Raw genomic sequence first — 1,471 nt, forward strand, 5'->3', positions numbered from 1 at the left:
TCCCACCCTGATTAGTGCCACGTCGCGGCATCGGCCTGTCGTCCCAACGACGACGCGCCGGATCGCGCAAAAAGAAAAGTTGGCGCGCTGAACCGTTGATCGCTCTTTGGGTTGACCCTTGGCAGGGAGCGCTGACCGCCATGACCATCGTCAATCCATCGGGCGTCGCCCCGATGCCTTCGTTCACCAACGCGGCCGCCCTTGCTGGCATCGCGCTGTTCGATCCGAACGGGCACAATCCGGGCAATCTGCACGATCAGGCGTCCAGAGCGATGTTGGTGTCTCGCCTGGCGCGCCTTCTGCGGCTCCCGATCATTGATGTGGTTGAAGACGCGGAAGACGTCGGACCCGATGTCTTGCTGGTGCCTCGCGACACCCTGATCGGTGAAGACATGACCTCGCGCACCGTCTTCACCGCAGGCAATCTGTTGGGCGGCCGCGTCCCCCACCGCTTCATCGCGACCAAGGCGATCACCCACGGCCTGATCGATCGGTCCGCGACCTGCCCGGCCGGCTGGTCGAACACCATGGCCGACCGTCTGGGCGATGCGGCTCTGGAAGGCTACACCGCCTTCTCTGTAGACGACGCGATCGAAGCCGGTCGACGCCTCCTGAAAACCGGGCCTGTCCGCGTCAAGGATGTCCTGGCCAAAGCAGGGCTGGGCCAGACGGTCGTCGAAACGCCCGAGGCGCTCGTCGCCGTCATCGCCGAGCAGGATGAGGCGCAAATCGCCGCCTTTGGCGTCGTCCTTGAGGAAAACCTGCTCGGCGTCGAGACCTACAGCGTTGGAACCCTGTCGGTCGGCGGACTGCGCATCAGCTACGTTGGCGATCAGCGGGAAACGACGGATCACAAGGGACGAGAGGTGTACGGCGGTTCCCGGCTGAGGTGCGTCAGGGGCGATCTTGATCGACTGACCCACCTCGGACTGACCCCGGAGGCAGTGGAGGCGGTGCGTTGCGCCGCGGTGTTCGACGACGCCGCCCAGCGCGCCTATCCGGACCTGGTCCTGACCCGCCGGAACTACGATGTCCTCGCCGGCAAAGATGCACGCGGGCGAAGGCGTGTTGGCGTGCTGGAGCAGTCCTGGCGGGTCGGCGGCGCGACGGGCGCAGAGATCGCCGCCCTCGAGGCCTTCGCGGCGTCGCCGGCGCTGACTTCTGTCGAAACCGCCACGGTAGAGGTGTACGGCCTCGCCGATGTCGGACCGGAGGATGTCGTCTATTTCCGGGGTGAGGACCCCAAGGTCGGGCCGATGACGAAATATGTGACGAGGACAGCGTGACTGAACCTGACACCGTCGAGGAAGGGCAAGTCCGACTGTCTGTCGACGGACAGAAGCTGACCGGCACGCTTCTGACGCCGGAAGCCCCCGTGCCGGGCTTTCTGTTTGTCCACGGCTGGGGCGGCGATCAGGAAGAAGACCTGGGCCTGGCCGAGGATCTCGCTCGACTGGGCTGCATCTGTTTC

2 protein-coding genes are annotated in these 1,471 nt (G+C 65.3%); both read left to right on the forward strand.

The genetic code is table 11. From position 1 onward, the window contains the following. Window positions 1-140: 140 nt before the first annotated feature. On the forward strand, window positions 141-1,286 hold the full coding sequence (locus ASF81_RS04840) for a DUF3182 family protein (RefSeq protein ID WP_055805687.1): 1,146 nt from the start codon (window positions 141-143) through the stop codon (window positions 1,284-1,286). Continuing rightward, window positions 1,283-1,471 (forward strand): S9 family peptidase (locus ASF81_RS04845; protein WP_200932884.1); only part of this gene is annotated, 189 nt, incomplete at its 3' end. The genes ASF81_RS04840 and ASF81_RS04845, both read left to right, overlap by 4 nt.

This window comes from Brevundimonas sp. Leaf168 (assembly GCF_001423685.1).
Lineage (GTDB): Bacteria > Pseudomonadota > Alphaproteobacteria > Caulobacterales > Caulobacteraceae > Brevundimonas > Brevundimonas vesicularis_C.